The sequence below is a fragment of the Alkalicoccus daliensis genome (assembly GCF_900103955.1).
GTDB classification, from domain to species: domain Bacteria; phylum Bacillota; class Bacilli; order Bacillales; family Salisediminibacteriaceae; genus Alkalicoccus; species Alkalicoccus daliensis.
Genome location: NZ_FNIL01000001.1, coordinates 76,922 through 98,517, shown reverse-complemented (window position 1 = coordinate 98,517; position 21,596 = coordinate 76,922). Strand labels below are relative to the sequence as shown.

Annotated in this window: 23 protein-coding genes; 8 read left to right on the top strand and 15 right to left on the bottom strand. The window is 40.8% G+C overall.

Annotation, left to right across the window (positions count from 1 at the left end):
- Nucleotides 1–15 precede the first annotated feature (15 nt).
- Together rarD and BLP92_RS00515 are read left to right on the top strand one after the other, a co-directional pair.
- Complete coding sequence (gene rarD / locus BLP92_RS00520; RefSeq protein WP_090839531.1) at nt 16–909, top strand: EamA family transporter RarD; 894 nt, start codon at nt 16–18, stop codon at nt 907–909.
- A 104-nt stretch (nt 910–1,013) separates the two neighbouring features.
- Complete coding sequence (locus tag BLP92_RS00515; protein WP_090839529.1) at nt 1,014–1,358, top strand: DUF4870 domain-containing protein; 345 nt, start codon at nt 1,014–1,016, stop codon at nt 1,356–1,358.
- A 200-nt stretch (nt 1,359–1,558) separates the two neighbouring features.
- Here BLP92_RS00515 and BLP92_RS00510 read toward each other — a convergent pair whose 3' ends face one another.
- The 8 genes from BLP92_RS00510 to BLP92_RS00475 all read right to left on the bottom strand — a co-directional run bounded on the left by BLP92_RS00510 (nt 1,559) and on the right by BLP92_RS00475 (nt 9,046).
- On the bottom strand, nt 1,559–2,038 hold the full coding sequence (locus BLP92_RS00510; RefSeq protein ID WP_090839527.1) for a GNAT family N-acetyltransferase: 480 nt from the start codon (nt 2,036–2,038) through the stop codon (nt 1,559–1,561).
- Between the two features lie 744 nt (nt 2,039–2,782).
- The gene (locus tag BLP92_RS00505; protein ID WP_090839525.1) at nt 2,783–4,279 is read right to left on the bottom strand and encodes an HD-GYP domain-containing protein; all 1,497 of its coding nucleotides are present in this window, start codon (nt 4,277–4,279) and stop codon (nt 2,783–2,785) included.
- Nucleotides 4,280–4,366: 87 nt separating this feature from the next.
- A complete protein-coding gene (gene phnC / locus BLP92_RS00500) occupies nt 4,367–5,101 on the bottom strand; it encodes a phosphonate ABC transporter ATP-binding protein (RefSeq protein WP_090839523.1) in 735 nt (244 codons plus the stop codon).
- A 24-nt stretch (nt 5,102–5,125) separates the two neighbouring features.
- The gene (gene phnE / locus BLP92_RS00495) at nt 5,126–5,887 is read right to left on the bottom strand and encodes a phosphonate ABC transporter, permease protein PhnE (protein WP_090839521.1); all 762 of its coding nucleotides are present in this window, start codon (nt 5,885–5,887) and stop codon (nt 5,126–5,128) included.
- Between the two features lie 13 nt (nt 5,888–5,900).
- Nucleotides 5,901–6,875 (bottom strand): phosphate/phosphite/phosphonate ABC transporter substrate-binding protein, encoded by a 975-nt coding sequence (gene phnD, locus BLP92_RS00490; RefSeq protein ID WP_090839519.1) that lies wholly within the window; start codon nt 6,873–6,875, stop codon nt 5,901–5,903.
- Nucleotides 6,876–6,877: 2 nt separating this feature from the next.
- A complete protein-coding gene (locus tag BLP92_RS00485) occupies nt 6,878–7,180 on the bottom strand; it encodes a hypothetical protein (RefSeq protein WP_090839517.1) in 303 nt (100 codons plus the stop codon).
- Nucleotides 7,181–8,103: 923 nt separating this feature from the next.
- Entirely contained in the window at nt 8,104–8,349 is a 246-nt protein-coding gene (locus tag BLP92_RS00480; protein WP_090839515.1) for a hypothetical protein, read from the bottom strand.
- Nucleotides 8,350–8,497: 148 nt separating this feature from the next.
- Entirely contained in the window at nt 8,498–9,046 is a 549-nt protein-coding gene (locus BLP92_RS00475; RefSeq protein WP_175444133.1) for an NADPH-dependent FMN reductase, read from the bottom strand.
- Nucleotides 9,047–9,696: 650 nt separating this feature from the next.
- Between BLP92_RS00475 and BLP92_RS00470 the strand changes: the two genes are divergently transcribed.
- The gene (locus tag BLP92_RS00470) at nt 9,697–11,094 is read left to right on the top strand and encodes an MFS transporter (RefSeq protein ID WP_090839511.1); all 1,398 of its coding nucleotides are present in this window, start codon (nt 9,697–9,699) and stop codon (nt 11,092–11,094) included.
- Nucleotides 11,095–11,421: 327 nt separating this feature from the next.
- Here BLP92_RS00470 and BLP92_RS00465 read toward each other — a convergent pair whose 3' ends face one another.
- Both BLP92_RS00465 and fabI read right to left on the bottom strand, forming a co-directional pair.
- Entirely contained in the window at nt 11,422–11,739 is a 318-nt protein-coding gene (locus tag BLP92_RS00465) for a hypothetical protein (protein ID WP_090839509.1), read from the bottom strand.
- A gap of 166 nt (nt 11,740–11,905) precedes the next feature.
- Nucleotides 11,906–12,685, bottom strand: a complete 780-nt coding sequence (gene fabI / locus BLP92_RS00460; RefSeq protein ID WP_090839506.1) for an enoyl-ACP reductase FabI — start codon at nt 12,683–12,685, stop codon at nt 11,906–11,908.
- 123 nt (nt 12,686–12,808) lie between these two features.
- Here fabI and prpE point away from each other — a divergent pair, with 123 nt between their 5' ends.
- Nucleotides 12,809–13,546 carry a bis(5'-nucleosyl)-tetraphosphatase PrpE gene (gene prpE / locus BLP92_RS00455; protein WP_090839504.1) on the top strand — a complete coding sequence of 246 codons (738 nt, stop codon included), beginning with the start codon at nt 12,809–12,811 and terminating at the stop codon, nt 13,544–13,546.
- Here prpE and BLP92_RS00450 read toward each other — a convergent pair.
- The 4 genes from BLP92_RS00450 to BLP92_RS00435 are packed head-to-tail and all read right to left on the bottom strand — an operon-like array spanning nt 13,543 to nt 16,249.
- On the bottom strand, nt 13,543–14,415 hold the full coding sequence (locus BLP92_RS00450) for an RluA family pseudouridine synthase (protein ID WP_090839502.1): 873 nt from the start codon (nt 14,413–14,415) through the stop codon (nt 13,543–13,545). The two genes, prpE and BLP92_RS00450, sit on opposite strands and share 4 nt — an antisense overlap.
- Nucleotides 14,412–15,206 carry an NAD kinase gene (locus BLP92_RS00445; RefSeq protein ID WP_090839500.1) on the bottom strand — a complete coding sequence of 265 codons (795 nt, stop codon included), beginning with the start codon at nt 15,204–15,206 and terminating at the stop codon, nt 14,412–14,414. The genes BLP92_RS00450 and BLP92_RS00445 overlap by 4 nt, the downstream gene beginning before the upstream one ends.
- Before the next feature lie 19 nt (nt 15,207–15,225).
- Nucleotides 15,226–15,864 carry a GTP diphosphokinase gene (gene yjbM, locus BLP92_RS00440; RefSeq protein ID WP_090839498.1) on the bottom strand — a complete coding sequence of 213 codons (639 nt, stop codon included), beginning with the start codon at nt 15,862–15,864 and terminating at the stop codon, nt 15,226–15,228.
- A 7-nt stretch (nt 15,865–15,871) separates the two neighbouring features.
- Complete coding sequence (locus BLP92_RS00435; protein WP_090839496.1) at nt 15,872–16,249, bottom strand: UPF0738 family protein; 378 nt, start codon at nt 16,247–16,249, stop codon at nt 15,872–15,874.
- A gap of 182 nt (nt 16,250–16,431) precedes the next feature.
- On the opposite strand from BLP92_RS00435, the gene BLP92_RS00430 reads away from it, so the two are divergent.
- The 4 genes from BLP92_RS00430 to BLP92_RS00415 all read left to right on the top strand — a co-directional run bounded on the left by BLP92_RS00430 (nt 16,432) and on the right by BLP92_RS00415 (nt 19,318).
- Nucleotides 16,432–17,004: a CYTH domain-containing protein gene (locus BLP92_RS00430; protein WP_090839494.1), complete on the top strand. Its 573-nt coding sequence runs from the start codon at nt 16,432–16,434 to the stop codon at nt 17,002–17,004.
- A gap of 46 nt (nt 17,005–17,050) precedes the next feature.
- Complete coding sequence (locus tag BLP92_RS00425; RefSeq protein WP_244516610.1) at nt 17,051–17,770, top strand: lytic transglycosylase domain-containing protein; 720 nt, start codon at nt 17,051–17,053, stop codon at nt 17,768–17,770.
- 214 nt (nt 17,771–17,984) lie between these two features.
- Nucleotides 17,985–18,386 carry a globin domain-containing protein gene (locus BLP92_RS00420; RefSeq protein WP_090839492.1) on the top strand — a complete coding sequence of 134 codons (402 nt, stop codon included), beginning with the start codon at nt 17,985–17,987 and terminating at the stop codon, nt 18,384–18,386.
- The gene (locus BLP92_RS00415) at nt 18,383–19,318 is read left to right on the top strand and encodes a ClpXP adapter SpxH family protein (RefSeq protein ID WP_244516608.1); all 936 of its coding nucleotides are present in this window, start codon (nt 18,383–18,385) and stop codon (nt 19,316–19,318) included. Before BLP92_RS00420 ends, BLP92_RS00415 begins: the two co-directional genes overlap by 4 nt.
- A 188-nt stretch (nt 19,319–19,506) precedes the next feature.
- Here the strand turns inward: BLP92_RS00415 and BLP92_RS00410 are convergent, their stop codons facing one another.
- Entirely contained in the window at nt 19,507–21,558 is a 2,052-nt protein-coding gene (locus BLP92_RS00410; RefSeq protein ID WP_090839490.1) for a DUF2157 domain-containing protein, read from the bottom strand.
- Nucleotides 21,559–21,596 lie beyond the last annotated feature (38 nt).

The following is a 21,596-nucleotide window of genomic DNA, read 5'->3' as shown; positions in this document are numbered from 1 at the left end:
AGAGATGGTGAATATATGTTACAGGAAGAACGCAGTCAAGGAATTGCTGCAGGAATTGGAGCTTATTCTCTTTGGGGACTTCTCCCTATTTATTGGAAATGGATAGATCATGTTCCTTCTCCAGAGGTACTGGCCCACAGAATTATTTGGTCACTTATATTTTTAATCGGTCTCTTTCTATTCATGAGAAGAGCACATATATTAAAAGAGGATCTCCGCTATATCGCTGCACACCCGAAAATAATCGTAGGCATTATGACTACTGCATTCTTTATCAGCGTCAACTGGGTTTTATTTATATGGGCGGTAGCAAATGAGCGGATTGTGGAAGTGAGCCTTGGTTATTACATAAATCCCTTGCTCAATGTAGTACTGGGAGTTTTATTTTTTAAAGAGACCTTGTCGCTTAGACAGCGGCTGGCAGTTGGCCTCGCTTTTATCGGCGTGCTGATTCTGACAATTTCATTTGGAGCTGTTCCTTATATAGCTCTTACACTCGCTTTCAGCTTCGGAATGTATGGACTTGTTAAAAAGCAGACTCAGATTGGGGCAATGACCGGATTAATTATTGAAACATTGTTCCTGCTTCCCATTGCACTGATCTATCTTTTCATTATTCATGATTCATTCGAAGGACTGATGCATGCAGGAGACTCGCTGACCCCTTTGCTTCTGATATTTACAGGCGCTGCAACAGCGGTACCACTGCTTCTGTTTGGTACTGCTGCGAAAAAGATTCCTTTATCACTTTTAGGGTTCCTTCAGTATATAGCTCCGACTACTATGCTAATCTTAGGAGTCCTTCTGTATAAAGAACCTTTTACTATTGTTCATTTAGTTTCGTTTTTATTTATCTGGTCTGCCTTATTAATGTATTCTATTCGTCCCAAGAAACAAAACGCTTCGTAAAAAATGATATACAGCAGCCTCTCATGATCTAAATTCTTTTTTTCAGAGGCTTCAGATTTCAACGATATATTCTGCTGATTTTGTAATATGAAAGGAGTTTCATAATGACTAACAATACTTCCGTTCCCCTTAACTCCCAGGAAGAAAAACTGCTGGCTGCATTAATTTATGGCACGAGTTTTTTCACCACTTTTATTGGTCCGCTGGTAATCTGGCTGCTTAAAAAGAATACTTCATCTTTTATAGATTATCATGGCCGGGAATATTTTAATTTTTTGCTTTCTTATTTTGTATATTCGCTGATTGCGGGAGTATTAACGATTGTTCTTATCGGTATAGCTCTTCTTGCGGTACTGGGAATAGCTTTCTTTTTACTTACAATTCTCGGGGGCGTAAAAGCGTTGCTGGGAGAGGAATACCGTCTTCCCTTTATCTTTAGGGTTCTTTAAAAAAGCTTTTTACTGAAGGTTAGCAGGCCAGAGTGTTCCAGTAAGTAATAGGCATAAAGCTTACTCATAATAGAATCTTTGCAAGTTTCAGCCGTACTTATTCTCCAGTTGACTTCACCAGACATCTTACTACCTGCATACAGGTGCTGGAGATGAAATTAAAAGTACCGTACAGAGATTTTCTTCTGTACGGTACTTTTTTATTTAGCCTGCAAGCGGAATCTTTTAGTCTGGAGAGTAAATCCTTCAAACACTTCTTCAAACTCCTGCTCCTGTTTAAAGCCTAAGGACTGATAGAAATTCTCTGCTTTCTCATTTCCGGATTCAATATCCACATAAAGATTTTCTACATTCTGCATATGTGCCCACAGGTGCCGCATCAGCGCGGAACCTACACCTTCCCGCTGAGCACCAGGAAGCACGTAAATTGCACTGACTTCTGCATGGGTCGGCGTCTCATAAAAGAAACCAGCAAATCCAATCATATGACCCGCCTTTTCACATACAAACATATTTGCTTTATTAATTCTCTGTTCGAGTCTTTCTTTACTGTATGCTTTATTCAAAAATGCATCCTGTACATCTCGCGGGATCAGACCTTCGTACGTATCATGCCAAGATTGAATTGCAATATCCTGGATTTCTTCAATATCCTCTTTTACTGCTCGTCTGCAATACATTTTTATGCCACCTTTCACTTACGTATTTTGTAGACTTATTTTCTCTGGCCATCTTGAAAATAAAGTTCTGCTTAAAAGAAATAGTGCCGGTGCACTTTCGGAGAGGCTTACCCAGGGACTCGTTCTCGACTAATATCGTTAACACATTACGGCTTTCATTGATTCGCAGACAGCAGGGCAGAGAGCCCCATGCTGTCTTTAAAAAACGGCATCGATTCCGCTATGTCACCTGGATTCTCACACTGAACTGATGCGTCCTCTCCTTCTTTACACAGCAGCATTTCTTTTCAACCTTCATGGTGCAGTTTTTTCTGCATGCAGGTCTCTGGTAAACTCTGATGGGAATATATAAAAGTACGCCTGCCACGGAGAAATCTTTCAGCTATCTCTTGGAAGAAGCAGGCTTCCGGCGGTGAAATTTCACACAGCCTCTGGAAGAACGAGCTGAGGAGCCCGTCCAAGACAGGCCAGGCAGTGAAGTAGCCTCTTAGCAGCAAAGAACATTAACAGATCAAAAAATAAACATTTATGTTGATTTCAGTGAAATCTCTATCTATTCAGACTCTTTGTTTAATATTATTCCTGCTGTTGCTCCGAAAAAGTAACATTTCCCATTGTATTTAGTAAGGTTGTTGCTTTACGGCAGTCAGTAAATAATTCCGGGACTTTTTTCATTTCAATTAAACTCAGTTTATATATAATTCTATTTCATACTGAAATCTCCTGCTGAAGTATAGTTTTTATTTACTCTGCCTGCTTGAGTTCATTCTTGTTCATCACTTGAATAAAAGCCTCGGCAAATACAGGATCAAATTGCGTACCTTTTTCCTCGTATATTATCTTTAGAGCTTTTTCGAAAGATTTACCTTTTACGTACGGCCTGTCAGAAGTCATCGCATCAAAAGAATCAGCTACACAAAGAAGCCTGCCTAACTCAGGAATCTCTGCTCCTTTCAGTCCATCAGGATAACCTTTCCCATCAAATCTTTCATGGTGGTGCCTTACACCTGGTAAAAGCGGCAGCAGTTCCTCAGGCAAATTCGCTTCCAGCAGCATTCTTTCTCCAATGACAGGGTGTTCTTTCATTGTTTCAAATTCTGCTTTTGACAGGTGTTCTTGCTTTAATAATATTTCATCCCTGATGCCAATTTTTCCAATATCGTGAAGCAAAGCAGATTTCCGGATGAAATCAATCTTTTTAGAGTTAAAATTCAATTCTTCCGCAATCTTCACTGCATAATCTGCTACTCTTACCGCATGTCCGGCTGTATATTCATCCCTTGCATCCAAAGTAGCAGCAAATATAGAAAATACACTATCCAACAGGGCATTATTCTGCTTATCCCTTTTCTCAATACTTGCGATCATATGGTTGAAGCCATTGATTAATTCATTAAACTCATCACCATATGTTTTTTCCATTTTCATAAAGTTGCCCTTACCCGCTTCTATGAAACCTTCCTGAATCTCTTCAATAGGTTCCTGAATGTTAATATAAAGCAGATAAGCTCCTCCGGCAGCAATGCCAGAAATAATAAGAAGGATTAAAGATGCCCAGCTCCAGAATTCATGAGCATCTGCAGGCAGGGCATCTACCGCGCGTATCTGAAGCGCGAGAATAAAAAGAAATACCGGAAACAACGCAATAAACAATATACTTACAAACAGCTTCGTTTTATATGTAATATAATATTTTTTATCCAGCTGAAGTTCCCGGCCATATTTTGTTTCTGCCTCTTTCATAAATACTTCTGCCAGGCGATTACTCGGTTTATATGTAAGAAAAAATTCTATTAATGCATGCATCACCGCAATTAACACTGCTCCAAACCACGCATATGCCACATAATAATATTCGAGTGACAACGTTTCCTGCCCAATGAAAAAGATAGTCATGAAAGAGGCAGGGATACCCAGCCCGAATAAGTGTGGGCCAAGTATTCGCCTTGCTGAAAGCATTGGAAAACGATGAGCTGAAATAAATGCTTTTTCGTAATCTTTTTCAGAAGCTTCCGAAGAGTGCAGCACACGATGAATCGGTTTAACGTCCTTCCGAAATACAAGCAGTTCTGCAGTAAGCATAATTACAACAGAGACTGTCATAATTCCGAGCAATAAAAGTATTTCCTGCATATTTAATATTAAAGTATGAAAAATAAAAATACTGCCTACTCCAAACACAGCAATTAAAGAGCTGACAATGTAATTTAAAAGAATCCGGCGTCGAAATGCCTGATACATAATCTGCCCCCTTCCTGCATCTCTTCCTTCATTATACTGGAAAACGCCAAAAGAGGGAAACACTCATTGCAGGAGTGTTTCCCTCTTTTATTCGTATATTTCTGCCAAATCATTTTCGCTCATATCTATCGGAGACCCGTCATATACCAGTCTGCCGTTTTTTAAACCGATGATACGCGAGGCATATTTTTTTGCCAGACCCACATCATGAACGTTAATAACAGTGGTTAAATTTCGTTCTTCATGCAGCTGACGAAGCAGCTGAAATATGTGATCAGATGTCGTCGGATCCAGACTCGCTACTGGTTCATCCCCTAAGAGAATGGAAGGATCCTGCACCATTGCCCGCGCAATTCCCACCCGCTGCTTCTGTCCGCCGCTGAGACGTTCCACACGTCTTTCTGCATACGGAAGGAGACCTACTTCTTCCATATAATAATCAGCCAGCTTTCTCTCCTCTGCTGTATAAATACCAAGGAAATTTTTCCATGGAGGTTTTTGACCGAACCTTCCTGTATATACGTTCTGCCTTACCGACATGCGAGGAATTAAATGAAAGTGCTGAAATATCATTCCCACTTCTGAACGAAGTGCTCTCAGCTTTTTTTCAGCTAATAGTCTTACGTCGTAGCCAAGCACATTCACATTTCCTGCAGTTAAAGGCTGTAACCCATTGATAGTACGAATAAAGGTTGATTTCCCAGCTCCGCTTCTTCCCAGAACACAAACAAACTCGCCCTTCTCCACAGATAAGGACAAGCTGTCCAATGCAGGTTCTTCTCCATCTTCATAAACAACGCTCACATCTTTAAAACGCAGCATAGTTATTCCCTCTTTCTTTCTCCATCAGATCACTCTTTTTCGAACAATACCACCGCTGACATCCACGATAATGACAAGTACCATAATAATAATTATTGCTGTCGCCATAGATTCATAAGCGAGACTGTTATAATAATTCATCAAACTCTGACCGAGACCGCCGCCCCCGATCATTCCCAGAACAAGCGAAGTACGTATCGCTACTTCAAACCTGTAAAAATACTGGGAAAGCACGTTCGGCCATATCTGCGGAAGTATCGCAAAAAGCTGACCTGTTCTCCTTCCGGCGCCTACGGAACTCATGGCTTCCTGCGGTCCTTTGTCGGATGATTCTACAAGTTCCGCAATGAGTTTACCCAGCACAGAAGCATTGTGAAGAAAAATAGCCAGCAGGGCTGCAAATGGGCCAAGTCCCAGTGATACGACAAAAATTAACCCGAATACAATTTCAGGCACCGAGCGAAAAAGACTAAGCAAAGATCTCACCATATAGAAACTTCCTACAGAACGTGAAGTGTTTTCTGCAGCCATAAAACTCAGTGGAAGAGCTATCAGCAGCGCTGTAAATGTGCCAAAGAATGCAATGGATAAAGTAATTAAGGACTGCTGCAGCAAATAAGGCACCAGATCCCAGCGCGGAGGCCAGAATCTGTTGCTCAACATTTCCCATGTATTTCCGAGCTGAAACAAACCGATAAGCGAAAACTCCGAACCTCTCGCACTTAATACGAGCAGTACGGCGATAATACCTGCATAAATAAATATTCGTTTACGAAACCATACCATCGCTTACCGCCCTTTATTCCTCGTCGTTTGTATCTTCCTCATTTGCTTCTTCCTCATCTTCTTCCTCTTCCAGTTCAAGGAGTTCGAGAGCACGAGCAGCTTCCAGAATACTCTCGTACTCATCAGGAGAAGCTTCGACAAATGAATCTGCACCGCCAAAAATATTTAGGATTTCTTCATCTTCAATTTCCATAAATGCTTCCTGTACTGCTGCGATTGTATCTTCATCTGTTTCCGCAGGTACTGCCCAAGGATACTGGTATAACTGATCTGACTCCCAGAGAATTTTATAATCATCTTCATTAATAAGTCCATCATCAATCAGGGCATTAAATATTGCACTATCAATCGCCCCTGCATCTACAGATCCGCTTGCAACTGCATCTGCAGTAATATCATGAGAACCAGTAAACTGTACACTTTCAAACTCATAAGTGCTTTCACTCTCATACACACCTCGCTGCATTAACTCATAACCAGGTACAGCAAAGCCTGATGTGGATGACTGGCTTCCAAACGCAAATTCTACTTCTCCTGCGTCCTCCAGCAGATCATCAAGTGACTCCCATGGGGCATCCGGCTGGGTAATGATATAAGAATAATAATAAGGTTCCCCATCAATATTCTGCGTTAGGATTGCTTCGGCTCCACTTTGCTCATAAGCGATAAGATAAGTAACCGGACCGAAGTAAGCCAGATCCACATGCCCAAAATTAATCGCTTCTACTACAGCATTATAACTTGGGTAATGAGTTACTTCTACTTCACGGTCCATAGAGTCTGCGAGGTGATCTTCCAACCGTGTCAAACCTTCTTCCATCTCACCGATAGATTGTGATGGAATAACTGCAACTTCATACAGCTCCTCACTGCCTGCATTATTACCGGCTGTAGCGTTGTTATTTTCATTACTATTCGTTTCATTATCTGCGCCGCATGCGGTTAAAAACAGCGCAGCTCCTGCTAATGGCAGTATTGACTTTTTCATTTTCATCGATCCTTTCGTTTTGGCTGATGTTTTGTTACAACTTCTGCAAGTGCATCATTTCCAAACATAGCGAGCACTCCCAGTAAAGTCTGCGTATCTATTTCTCCTGCTTCCTCTTTAGGGACTGTTAAAGCAATCGCTTCATGCAGTACAGGATTTGAAGCATCTCCGTAAGCTTCAGTGTAAAGTTCTTCCGGACTTAGGTCATGGTTAATGCACCACTGTGCGAAAACGAGTGCCATCATGTTTTCATCTTGCTTAAATGATTCAATTATCTGCTTTTCTTTATCATTGTGTTCTTCCATGATGACTTCCTCCCTGAATGTCTTTTAAAGCTTCACTTACTTATAGTAATAGATTTAGCTGCTATTTACAAAAAAAACTACTTCGACATATACATTATTATGAAAAAAGGAAATATTAACCTTGTTTTTTCTAATAAATATCTGCACTTCTGTTCATTATCCTTTTATTTGAAGAAAATGCCTATAGGATGCAGGAGTACAGTGGCTGCAGTTTCTATTTTTTGGCCTGGTGAAAGAATGTAATTAAACGACCGAATTCCATAATTGAACTTTTACAGAAAATGATCGAATCACATATTTTAAATAAATTGCTCAATATTCGTTGTTGAAAAATATAGAGGGGAATTTCGGAGGAGAAGCGCCTTTATAGAATTAAATAGGCGAGAGATCCCCACGGCCTATTCAGCTGCAGCCAGTCCGGACAGTATTCGTCTGCCTCGGGGGAATTACCTATTATTCATGATTTAATTTAAAATTTTACTATGTAATTTAATCATACCAATAAAAAAAGAACTTATTTTATAATAAGCTCTCAGCATAGGAATTAAATGCATTTCAAAATAGGTATTAATATGTCATTCCCTTTTATTATGGATAAATATTCTATACAGCAGAGCATTTCCTGCGAAGAATTATCTCTGCTGTATTCATACTGCTCTGCTCCTTACAGGAGGAATCGATTTTTTTCACATGTATGCTTTTAAGCAGCTTTTTAAAGGGCACACCAATTTCATGGTAAAAAGCCATTGAGGGAAGCACTGTTATTTGCTATCTTTACATAGACAACTTGTTACGAAACGGAGTGATTGTATGCTTGATAAATTTTTAGCCCTGTCGACAAAACAAAAAACGCTGATAATCGCAGGTGCTGGCATAACTATGTTTATTCTCAGTTATTTTGCTGGTTTTTTAATCGGCGAATTTTATTTTACCGACTGAGCTGCTCTTCGATTTTGATAATTCATAAGCAGCCCCAGCATGTCGTTTAACTGCAGTTCCATTTCTTTAAGATCTTCTCTTGTTACCACGGGGTCTTCTTCAGACCACCTAACAGTATAAATAAAATAATATGTCGGGAACGATCGAAAAATAACCGTAGAATTAGGGAATTTTGAGAATACTGCTTTAATAGAATACCTTCTTCCGTAGCTCCAATCCAGTAAATTCATGATGACTTCTCCACCTTGTAGATTTTACGCTAGAGTACCGTACTTACGTTCGTATTGCAACGAGCCAAAAGTCCGGTTTTTTTCTTTCTGGTATTCCAGTAAGTTTCAGTTTCCCAAACAAATACACATAGCGGGAATATATCAAATGCTATGCCAGCTTATTCAGCCATTCCGAAAAAGCCGACAATGCTTTGTTTAATGCCGCTTTTGTTTTTTCATCGGTAATTTTCCCGTTAATTATTTTCTTGGGTGCCTGATTGATATATACCTGAGGCTGCTGCAGAGGCAATGCATTGCAGGCAGCCAGCACCTGCCGCAGATGTGCCTGCGAAAAACCCGTGCCCATCTGGGTTGGGGAAGCTCCTACTATCAAAACAGGTTTATTTTCCAGTACATTTTCGTACGTCATACTCCCTGCCCAGTCCAGCGCATTTTTTAAGACACCCGGCATACTCTGTGAATATTCCGGCGCTGCAATCAATATGCCGTCCGCTTTTTTCAGTTGTGATTTAAAATGAGACACGGCCTCCGGTTCACCGGCCTCTTCTACATCTCCATTAAACATCGGGATATTTTCCAATGAAATATAATCAATGGTTAAATACTCATACTCTTCTTCAGCCATGTATTGAATGACTGCCTTATTCAAAGATTCTTTTCGAAGACTTCCTGCAAATCCTATTATTCTTTTTTTCAACTTAATTTCCTCCTCTGATTTCGATCTTATTGACAGATTTGACAACTGAACCTTAATATAATAGTTAGATACTTTTATTCCCGAAATAAATTTCCAAGCAGGCTTCCAGAGCCGTTTATAATCATTATGCTTTATTTTATATTAGCTAGGATAATGTTTATAGTTGATAGGAGAAAGCTTTTCTGCCTGGCCTGCCGTGGATGACCTCCTCCGCTTACCCGCTCTTCTGTAGGATTTTCCCGGCTGGGCGTCCGCTGGTTCCGCTTCATTCTTTCCTATGTAAAAACGAAGCAGTTAATTGCTGCAGTTTCGAACTTCCAAACTATAAAAAGAGCAGGCAAGGTGGTTTTTCGAGATGCCTGTGGGAAAAGAAATATTTTTCAGCAAAATTATTATTTTAAGGCAGCCTCTAACAGTAAAACTTGATCAATTAAATTAATAATAAATGCTTCAGCTGATTTTTTTCAAATTTTCCAAACTATTCACATGACAGGCTGTGAGATTTTACGTGCCTTCTCCTCTTTTACAGGAAGATTTCTCAATACATACATTTTGCAAATTTAATCAAATAAAGTGTCAGATAAGCATATACATGGGAAATCAAAAGGTTTCCTATGTTTTTTCTTGCAATTAATAATGGAGGAACTAAGATGACAAAAGAAACAGATAATACCAGAACTGAACTTACAAAAACCCAGAAAAATCGGCTGGTTCTAATGATCTGTATTATATTAACGTTTACAGTGATGAATGGTACGATGTTCAACGTAGCAATCCCTGATATTGCAGAGGATTTTAATTTGCTTCCTTCACAGGTGACCTGGGTAATGACCGGATATATTCTTGTGTTTGCCATAGGTGCTTTAATGTATGGAAAGCTGGCAGACATTTACCCTATCAAACGTTTGTTAACGTTCGGAATTATATTGTTTGCGACTGGGGCTGCTATCGGATTATTTTCCCAGAATTACCCGATGCTGCTTGCTGCAAGACTTATCCAGGCGATGGGCGGCGCTACGATACCGGCATTAGCTTTTATTATTCCCGCAAGATTTATGCCGAAAGAAAGAGGCCGGGTATATGGAACTGTTTCTGCTACTGTGGCTTTTGCTTCCGGACTTGGACCAATTACAGGAGGGCTTGTCGGTGGAGCCTTTGACTGGCGGTATCTTTTTATACTTTCAATTTTATCATTATTCTCTATTCCGTTTTTAAGACGCTGGATTCCTGATGAATCTGTAAGAAAAGGAACAGTGGATATTCCTGGTGCTGCAATGATCGCAGCTGCAATCGCAGGACTTCTTTTTGCGATTACTGCACTTAGTCTTATAGGTTTGTTCGTTTTTATTACTGCAATTATAATATTCGTTTTTCATGTACGAAACCACCCGGCTCCATTTATTGATCCTTCTATGCTGAAAAATAAATATTATACAACTGCAGTAATGACAAGTTTCCTGGGGACTAGTGTTATGTTTGGAATGATTTTTATTGTTCCGATTATGGCAAGAGCTGTTTATGGCCTTGATACAATGGAAATCGGCTTGCTTTTATTTCCCGGCGCTCTTGGTGCCGCTTTAATAGGACAGCGCGGAGGTTACTTTGTCGAGAAAAAAGGCAGTTATCCTGTTCTTCAGGTGGCGTTTATACTGGCAATCGCAGGAAGCCTGTTAATCTCCACATTTATCGGCCTTCCCCCTTACCTGCTGGCTCTTTGCATTCTCGTCCAATATACAGCTTTTCCTTTAATTCAAAGTTCTACTGCAAACCTATTAACTGAACTTGTTCCCGAGGAAAAAACCGGCGTAGGAATAGGAATGTTCAATTTGATGAACTTTATGTCCGGCGCTATTTCCAGTGCAATTTTCGGTGCATTTCTTGATTTAGAACGAGTCAGCTTGCAACTGAATCCTTTTGCTTTGTCAGAAGACATTTATCTTTATTCAAACTTATTTCTTGCAATTAGTATAATTGCCCTTGCAGCGATCGTCTTTTTCACATTAAAATTCCGTCACCGTATTTCTCCGCAGAATAAAAAATTCTCTTAAGATGTTCGCTGCCATGAGTTTTGATTATCCAATATAACCTAAATAAAATCTCATGTTTCTTATTCAAAAACGTAACAAAAAGCTTCTTCTTCAGCATGTGGCAAGACGCATTTCAGCGGCGTTCGACAAACCATTCAGGCGAACTTTCTTTTCGGCAAAATTAACCAAGAGCAAGCCCTTGGATAAGCCTTTTCGATAGTGCAGCAGTGTTAACACTTCTTTAAATCAAAACTTTAATTTTCAAGGCAGCCTTAAAACTCGCACAAAAGCCCCTAGGAAAATACGGTATTTTCCTGGGGGCTTCTTTAAAAAAATTTTTATATTTTACTAAATCGTATGATCAATAAAAGACCCTTTTCTCGTGATACGTGATTCCATTTCCCTTACTGCTTCAGGATTAACCTGCTTCTTCTTCGTGCAATTTGAAGCATAGACTGCAGTCGATTTATTTTTATTCTGTAATTTATGTTTTGCGATCTGCTCATAGCGCATGAAGTAATTTCCATAAGGATTTTTTTCTTCCAGTACGTCCTGGAATTCTGGACGATATACTCCATCCAGGGTAAGCTTCGCCGGTTTCTGCATTGCCTGCCTGTTTGCGTAAATCATCGGTTGTTCATCTTTTATCGGAGGTATATAACCCATAATTACTCACCCTCTTTCTTATTATGGTTTACCCCGTTTCAGAGGTGCCTAACCCTAAAATGAAAACAAATAAGAAGGGAGTAGTGAATATTATTTTTTACAAATAAAAAGGCTGCACCAGATTTAAAATCATCTGATACAGCCCTTGATATTTTTAACAGTAAAATTACTTCAATCCTAAAGTGTTGTACCCTCCGTCGACATGAAGCATCTCTCCAGTAATACCGCTTGCCAGATCGCTCATCAGGAACAATGCGGTATTGCCTACCTCTTCCTGGGTTACAGTTCTGCGGAGCGGAGAGTTTTCTTCCATTTCTTTCAGCACTTCGTTAAACCCTCCAATGCCTTTTGCAGAAAGAGTGCGGATCGGTCCAGCAGAAATAGCATTTACCCGAATGTTTTCCTTGCCGAGATCATTCGCTAAATATTTTACACTTGCATCCAGACTTGCTTTGGCCACACCCATTACATTGTAATTTTTAACGACCCGCTCTCCTCCAAGATACGTCAGCGTAACAATACTTGCTCCTTCCGTCATCAAGGGGCGTGCAGCTTTAACAACAGCAGTTAATGAATAGGCACTGATATTCTGGGCCAGCATGAAGCCTTCCCGCGTCGTATTTAGGTATTCGCCTTCCAGTTCCTCTCTATTTGCAAAAGCTACACAGTGCGCAATACCGTGAATCGTTCCTGCCTGCTCTTTGATGCTCGTAAAAGCTGTTTCAATTTCATCGTCCTTTGTTACGTCACATGGAAGAACGATGTGCTCTCCTTCTAATGTGTCCGCCAGATCTCGTACCGTCTTTTCGAATCGTTCTCCTACGTATGTAAAAATAATACGTGCTCCAGCACTGTCAAGCGCCCTTGCGATGCCCCAGGCAATACTTCTTTTATTGGCTACACCCATTACTACATAAGTGCGATTGGAAAGGTCAAGATTAATCATTTAAATGCCTCCTTATACTTTTCGCTTGCTATTAGTATCTGGTACTAAGTTTACCTCACACCTTTTCAAGCGTCAATGTTTACATGATATAATAAGCGCTAGAAATTAGAAAGGCGGGAAGCTATGTATGATGTAATTGGAGATATCCATGGATGCCGAAAAGAAATGAAAGAGCTGCTACAAAAGCTTGGCTATAAAGAAAAGGACGGGAAAATTATCCATTCTGCTAATAGAAAGCCTGTCTTTCTTGGTGATCTTACTGACCGTGGGCCAGATTCTCTGGGAGTCGTTCAAGATGTTGCTGCCTGGGTGGGTCAAGGGGACGCTTTGTATTGTCCGGGCAATCACTGTGATAAACTTTACAGGTACTTTCTCGGAAGAAATGTGCAGATAACGCATGGACTGGAAACGACAATAGCCGAATGGAAAGCGGCACCAGGACGTGAACAAAAGAAAATTCAGCATACTTTTAAACAGCTTTATGAGCAAGCGCCGCTGTACCTTGTCCTTGCAGGTGGAAACCTTGTAGCAGCGCATGCCGGAATTCGTCACCGGGATATAGGCCGTACTGATAAGAGAATTAAATCTTTTGTTCTTTACGGGGATGTGACTGGGGCAACAGACGAAAAAGGCCTGCCGGAACGTCTGGACTGGCCATCTTTATACCCACAGGGAAAAGAGAAAATTGTTTATGGGCACACGCCTGTAGCAGAACCTAGAATTATCGGCAATACAATTAATATAGACACAGGTTGTATTTTTGGCGGTAAGCTGACGGCCTATCGCTACCCGGAAGAAGAATTCGTTTCAGTACCGTCTGCTATGCCTCTGGCAGAAGAGAAATTTCGAGATTTCTCTTAGAAAGGTACAGGCGAGCTGCATGTAATCATTTCACTGCTGTGAGGATGAGGAAAAGTGATTTCCTGCGCGTGAAGCAATTGTCTTTGATACAGGCTTTCACTCTTTCCGTATAAAGTGTCTCCGCAAAGAGGATAGCCCATCCAGCTTAGATGTACTCTGATCTGATGTGTTCTGCCTGTTTCAAGACTGATATGCAGCAGGGTGGCGGTTTTTGTATAATTTATTGCCTTTATATGTGTGACTGAATACTGCCCTTCTTCTCCTACTGCTCTTTCTACAATACTTCCTTCTTTTCTGGTGATAGGAGCATGTACAGAAGCATATTTCCAGGGAAAATACCCTTCGGCGAGCGCTGCATAAGTTCTGCTTATTTCCCCCTGCTGCTGCGCTGCGAACAATTGGCTGTGTGCATAGCGGTGTTTTGCTATAAGCATCACACCGGAAGTATCTCTATCCAATCTGGTAACTATGTGAATGGTTCCCGGCCAGCCTCGCTGCTGATAATCGTTTAATACAGCTCCGCAGACAGATGGCTTATTTCTGTCCGACATAGGCAGTACGGGAAGTGAAGATGGTTTTTCAATTACAAGTACGTGCTCATCTTCATATAGTTTCTGCAAAGGAAGAGAAACGGGTACTATATTGCTGCTGGTTTGTTCTTCCGGGAGCTCCACAGTTATAATATCTCCTGAATGAAGAATTTCCGTAACCTCCACCTTTTTTTCATTCAGGAAAAGACCTCCCCCTTCAAATTTCACTTCAGCAAGAAGTTTTCTGGACATATTTTTTTCTTTACGCAAAAACTCACGCAGCTTCATGCCGGCATGCTCGTCTGCCGCCTGCCACGTGAGGTTCAGTTTAGGGATCACTCTGCTATAAAAGATTCTTTTACACGTTTCCAGAAAGGAAATGGACGGAATCGTGCAAAACGTATTTTTTCGTTTGCTACTCTTACCTGAATGGACTTTACTTTTTTTTGAACGAGCGTAAGGTGGTCCACCGTCACTTGGAAGTCTACATCATTTTTAGGTTTTAACAGGCAGGTATGATGTTCAGGAAGCACAATGGGAGAGCCGATTGTCCGGTAAACTCTATTGTTAATGGAAGCCATTTCCGCCATTTGGATAGATGCGAGAGAAGGATGGAGAATCGCTCCATTTAGCGCTTTGTTATAGGCAGTACTTCCTGATGGCGTGGATAAACAGAGACCATCTCCGCGGAATGTCTCGAAATGATCTCCCTTAATTTCAATGTCCATTACAAGAGAGCCTTCCATACTTTTTACCGTACATTCATTTAAGGCAAGGTACCGCTCTGTCTCCATTTCATTCGTATGCCGAATAACCACTTCGATCAGGGGATACTCTACGATTTTAAATGGTGTTTTCGCAATATGGATTACAAGCTTTTCAATTTCCTCAGGCTGCCAGTCAGCATAAAAACCAAGGTGGCCGGTATGTACCCCGACAAAGCTTGTTTCATCCGAGCGGTGGGAATATTGATGGAAGGCTTCCAGCAGTGTGCCATCCCCCCCGATAGATATTACGATTTCCGGCTCTTCTTCATCATAAGTGAGGCCAAACTCTTCCAGGTATGTTTTTACCTGTTGTGTAAGCACATTGGAAGTGTGGTCTCCTCTCGATCTCACATTAAAATTCACTGAACTGCCTCCTTTACCCCTATCGTTTTCGGCGTAATGCTTCCTGCTGTTTACTCATAATCTGCTGCGCTTCCTGCACTTCTCCTCTTATTTTGGACATTTCCTCATCAAGGAGATAAGCTGCCTCCGCAGCCTTTACAAGACGCTGTTCAATTTCATCAGGTATTTTCCCGGAATATTTATACTGCAGCGAATGCTCAATTGTAGCCCAGAAATTCATTGCTAGTGTACGCACCTGCAATTCTACCAGTATATGCTTTTCTCCCCCTTCGATCGTCTGTACCGGGTAGCGGAGGATCATATGATAGGAACGGTAGCCGCTTCTTTTTTTATGTTTAATATAATCCCGTTCTTCTTCAATGGAAAAATCTGTACGTGCTTTTATTAAGCCTACAACAGTATCTATATCTCCTACGAATTGACACATTATTCGAACCCCTGCCAGATCCTGCATTTCTTCTTCCAGCTGATTTAAGGGGATGTTTTTTCTTTTTGCTTTTTCCAGAATACTCGATACGGGTTTTACTCTTCCCGTAACAAACTCAATTGGTGTATGTTTTGATGTAAGCTGATATTGATCTCTCACACCTTTTAACTTTATTTTAAGTTCATCAACTGCCTGCTTATATGGAGTAAGCATTACATCCCAATCCATCATCTGTCCTTCACCCCTCACTGCGCTCAGCTAAAAAAACCTGCTCCACTTTCTCTACAAACTCTTTTCCATAATTATGGTTTCCTTCGATATTATCTAATAAAAATTCAAATTCTGTCCAGAAGTCCACCAGTTCCACTGGTTTAATACCAGTTTTTATATAGATCGGCCATTCTGCTTCGTGATATGTATTTAAAATATTCCAGGTCTTTTCTTCAAATCTTAACTGTACATAATCCTCTCCATGGGCGAGCAGATATACAAAAGCACTCCCATCTGAATCCACCAGCATTCTTCCTTCAGGTTCCAGCCCGTGGAAAGGAAGAGATACATCTGCTTTTGCAAGCAGCTTTTTATCTTCTGCTTCTATTGAAGTGATAGTAATCATTCACATCGTCCTCCTGTTAACATCTTTACTCAGTTTATCATATTATCTGTGATTCCCGTTTTTGTAAACTCAAAAACAACACAGTTCCCCCTCCAAAGGTCTGTTGCGCATTTATAATTGCTGTGGAATAATATAGCTAATAAGTAAAGAATTATTAAACTGAAGCTTTAGGGAGTTTTAATATGAGCCAGGAAATAGAAATTGAATTTAAACAGCTTATAGATGAAGATACTTTTAATAAAATGCTTCAATTTTATCCAGTGAATGCTTCTTTTAAACAAATTAATCACTATTTTGAAACGGAGCAGATGCTGCTGAAGAAAAATGGTGCGGCGCTCAGAGTACGTGAAAAAGAAGAGGAGCTTGTACTGACATTGAAGCAGCCGCATGAAACAGGCCTGCTGGAAACCCATCAGGCCATTGGAGTAAATTCTTTTCATGCTTTAAAAGAAAAAGGCTTGCTGCCCCAAGGAGAAACCACCGAGCAGTTGATATCTTTATGCGGGCAGATGCCTCACCTTCGCTATCTGGGAAGCCTTGAAACAGTACGCAGTGAAGCTGATCTTCCGGAAGGCACTCTGGTGCTGGACCGCTCAGATTATGCGGGAGTAACAGATTTTGAACTGGAATTTGAATGTACGGATGCAGAAGAAGGGAAAAAGTTTTTCTTTGAACTTCTCCAATCCTGGTCTCTTACTTGGAATGAACCTGACAATAAAATTGCACGTTTTTACAGAGCCGCTTATGAAAGTTAGTTTCTATATTTGTTAATTACACATTAGAGTGAAGGGAAGATAAATCATGGATGTTTTTTCATCTAACATAATGAACAACTTTTATCAGTGGGGGGTTTCTAATTTCTCTGAGGAGAACTCATCTCCTCCCCTTCCTACAAAAATTTCGTCTACCGGTCCTTTCCAGCAGCTGCTCCTTCAGCAGATGAGTCTGCCGCAGCAGTCAGCGGAAACCGCCTCGTCTCCACTTTCATCTGCTTCCCTGTCGTTTCAGCAGATGGCAGCCCAGGTAATGGCTGCAAAAATGCAGGAACCATCTGCTTCTCCTAAAGAGAATTCACTCCCATCCCAAGCGCAAAGCGTGGCAGCTTCTCCCCGAATCACTGGTGGAAGCGAAGGGAAGTATGATTCATTAATTGAAGAAACTTCTAAGAAGCATGGAGTAAATCCTGCGCTGATTCATGCAATTATTAAACATGAATCAAATTATAATGCGAATGCGAAAAGTCATGCCGGTGCTCAGGGGCTTATGCAGCTTATGCCCGGCACTGCACGGGGGCTTGGTGTAACAAATAGTTTTGATCCGGCACAGAATATTGATGGCGGAACACGGTATATTAAATCGATGCTGCAAAAATACAACGGGAATGAAAGTATGGCGCTGGCCGCTTATAACGCAGGTCCAGGTAACGTAGATAAATATGGAGGCATCCCTCCTTTTAAAGAGACCCAGGCGTATGTTCCGAAAGTGATGAGCACTTTCCGCAGCAACACTAATTTTGCATAATATGAAAGATAAGGTCCTGCAGTGATTTACAGCTGCAGGGCCTTTTTAATTCAGCATATTACTTGCAACCTGAAAGTTACGCTAGTATTATGAGCAATCGAGGAAATATTTCCTCCCAAAATATGCAAGGTTCTGTCATAAATAATTCACATTTGTTGCCACTTGTTAAAAGCCTTGCTACAATAACGGTACATTGAGTAAAGAGGGATACAGCATGAAAGAAAAATATACGGCGTATGATGCGCTCGGCGAAGAACGACTCTCTGAAGTTGTTGACTGCTTTTACGGGCACGTTTCTGAACATCCGGATTTAAAATCAATTTTTCCAGATGATTTAACTGAGACACGCCGCAAACAAAAACAATTTTTAACGCAATTTTTTGGCGGTCCGCCGCTTTATACAGAAGAGCACGGGCATCCAATGCTCCGTGCACGACATATGCCTTTCGTTATCACTCCAAAGCGCGCCGAAGCCTGGCTTTCCTGTATGGCCCAGGCTCTTACAGAAAAAGAGATAGAAGAGCCGCTCCGTTCTGCTATGTTTGAACGCTTAAGCTATACAGCGAAACACATGGTGAATACTACGGATTCAGCACCGAGGGGGGATCAATCGTGACAACTAAAGAAGAAAATAACCGCACTTATGTATGCGATGAAGAACAAGGCATGTGCTGCCCTGAGGATATTACTTCCCTGTACAATGAACAGGAGCAGCGTACTAAGCTGCTGGAGGTCTATGTTTTCATTGATCCATTATGTCCTGAATGCTGGGCGATGGAACCTGTAATTAAAAAAATGAAAATGGAGTACGGCTCCTACCTTACGATTAATTTAGTACTTGCTAATGAATTGGAATCATTAAATTCTCCATGTGGCAGCAAGTACCGTTCTCTCGTCAAAGATATGGCGAAAGCTTATAATGAAACCGCCTGCCGGACAGGTATGCCCTGCGATGGTGACGTGTGGTATGAAAACCCCACCGCTACTCCATATGCAGCTATTTCTGCAATCAAAGCAGCAGAACTGCAGGGAAAAGCAATCGGGTCCAAATATCTCCGCCGTGTTCGTGAAGCTTTATTTCTGCACAAGGAAAATATAGCGAACCCGCATGTTTTAATTAATTGTGCTATCCGAGTCCAGGGAATGGATGTGGATGAGTTTGTAAAAGATATGAATTCAGACAATACGCATTTTGCACTGGCAGATGACCGGCGGACTGCGAAAGATATGAATGTAGAATCAGCGCCTACGATGGTCTTTTTTAATGAAGATGTCGATGAACCTGGTTTAAAAGTAGAAGGTGCTTACAGCTACGAGGTGTATGAAGGAATTATTAAGGACATGACGGAAAAGGATTTAAAAAAATGTCCCCCTATTCCACTACCGGAATTTGTTGCTTTTTACTCTTTGGTAGCCACTAAAGAAATAGCGGTGGTGTATGATATGAAGATTGAGGAAGCACATCGGGAAATGAAAAAACTTCAGCTCCAGCAGGAAGTAGAAGAGATTTCTACAAAGCATGGTTCTATCTGGCGTTCATTAAAATAAAGAGAGTCCTGGTCCGGCATCCGGATCAGGACTCTCCTTATTTATATAGCTTTTTAGAGCATAGGATGCTGGCGATAGGACGGAAGCAATGACCAGACACATATTTCAGCTGTATTTTTCTGCTCTGAAACTGCGTTGAATTGGTTGCTGATTTATTATCTTCTGTTATTTGACGTTTTCTTTCTCCATTACTTATACCGTACATCTTCTACAACCGCCACTCCATCAGTCCCTACTCTCAACAGAACTTCACTTATTTCTCCTTTTGCATCAGGATAGGTCCCAAGACCGAAGTCTACCTGGCCCCAGCTCGTTACTCGCCCCCGGATAAAGGGAGCAGCAGCTTTCTCCTTCGAGCTTTTCATTCTCTTCAGCTCATAAACACCAGATCCCTGCTCTTCCAGTTCTCCATATACAAATGTTCCTTTTTTAAAATACTGTTCTTCAGGTAAGTTATGGATTTCAAAATAAGCAGTCGTATCAAACTCCATATATTCTGCATTATAATGCTCTACTTCCAGCCAGTAGATATTTCCGTCTCTTAGTGCTGCTTCACTCTGCACTGCCGGAACTAAAATTACAGCAAACGTAACTGCCATCGCCACCGGGGCAGACCAACCCCAGGTCAGTCCTGTTCCGTTTGAAAAAGAGGTATTATTTCTATCCATAAAATAGGCTGCGGTAACGAAACATATTCCTAAGACTGCTAAAGTGATCGAAATTGAAACGTAATTCCAGAAGAGATCTATATATTGAACAAATATTAATATAAACCAAAAAACAGCTGTTATCACTAAAGCAGAAGTATCTTTCCTCCGCAGCTGCACATATATTAATATGGATGCTGCAGCAAAAAAAACACCAGTGTAACTCCAGTATAACCATTCTCCAATATCCGCTGTATAAGGAAGAGAATAGCCTGAAATAAGAGCACCTGTGTAGGCAAGCAGGTACAACTCCCGTTCCTTAAGAAAAAGAAAGCATAATAATAGTACAAGTAAATTCAATCCAAGCAGCATAAGTGCACTTATATGTGCAGAATTTAAGAACGTTTCCATCCAAAACAAAACAATGATATTTCCGGTAAGGTAGAGAGCTGTTTTCTGAAGCTTTCCCATCCCCTGCCATAAAAGTGCAAATAAAATTAAAATCGGAAGCAATTGCCATATCAATAGATTAAAGCTGATACCTAATATAAGAAATACTCCAAATAATATCAGTGCCTGAACGAAATACTGATCTGCCTTTTTTATAAAATAGGCAGCTGCGAAAGCGATGCATCCTGCGGCAAACAGGATGCCGGAAAACAGTTCATATGCAAACACTCCGATAAATCCGCCAAAGGATACAGCTGCTATCAAAGCTCCTAAAATAGTGACGGCATGCAGACTGAAATCCTTCCACTTTTGAGAACTGCTGCCTTTATTAAGAGTTTTGATTAATTTAATACTTCCATATACAGCTGCGCCGGCAAGTAAAAATATCAGAAGAAAAATCATGCTGTTTACAATGTCTATCATCGACAAAAGAACGAGCTGCCCCAAATAAAAAGAAGATGCTGCAATAGTGATACGCAGTTCCGTTGATTTTTTACGGAAAAGCAGGAAACATACAGTGAGCAGTACAAGATAATACCCATTCGCCAGAAGCTCGTAATCAGGTAATACATATCTTACCGCACCCGCTGCTCCAAATATATGGACCGCTGCAAACCATGCAGCCTGCAGTATTTTTGGCGAACCTGCTCTTGCACTCCACAAATAAAATCCTGCATTCACTATAGAACTAATGATAAAACCGGTAAGCAGAATTCCCTCTGACCATGTTTGATAAGTGGGAAAAAGCAAAGTCCAGAGAAGTGACTGTACCAGAAAAAAGCGTAACAAAAGAAACGAAAGAGATTTTGATTGAAGGGTAACAAGTATTACCGGGAGCAGCCAAAAAATAAACAGCCAATATGCTTCTGCCTGAGAATGGTATATATTCCCTATAAGCATAATTGCAGGCCCAAGACTGATTAATCCAGCAAGAAAACTGAGCCTGCTGAAAAAAGGATTATTTTTCTGAAATAAATAAGTAAATCCAAAAAATACAAGCACAAATCCCGTAATGACTGCAGTTTGCCCCAGTCTCTCCATCACATTCCACCACGTTTCAGCATAAAAAACAGCTGCTGCAATTAACAATGAAATCCCAAGAACATATGTCCAGCGAATAATTGGAACTTGGATAGATTCCATCTTTCATCCCTCGTCTCCCATAAGATACTTAGATTATA